This window comes from Paraburkholderia sp. RL17-381-BIF-C (assembly GCF_046026435.1).
Taxonomy (GTDB): domain Bacteria; phylum Pseudomonadota; class Gammaproteobacteria; order Burkholderiales; family Burkholderiaceae; genus Paraburkholderia.
On record NZ_JARESX010000273.1, the window covers coordinates 1 to 249 of the forward strand.

At 60.6% G+C, this 249-nt stretch carries 1 protein-coding gene; it reads left to right on the top strand.

Annotated elements, in window-relative coordinates:
• On the top strand, nt 1-249 hold a 249-nt coding region (locus P0D70_RS37020; RefSeq protein ID WP_408188158.1), incomplete at both ends, for a GDP-mannose 4,6-dehydratase.

Consider the following 249-nt stretch of genomic DNA (forward strand, 5'->3'; position numbering starts at 1 on the left):
ATGATTCTGGTAACGGGCGGCGCCGGTTTTATCGGCGCCAATTTCGTGCTCGACTGGCTCAACGCGTCGGACGAAGCGGTACTGAACGTGGACAAGCTGACGTACGCCGGCAATCTGGGTACGCTCAAGTCGCAACAGGGCAACCCGAAGCATATCTTCGTGCGCGCGGATATCTGCGATCGCAGCGCACTCGACGCTTTGTTCGCCGAGCACAAACCGCGTGCGGTGCTGCACTTCGCCGCGGAAAGC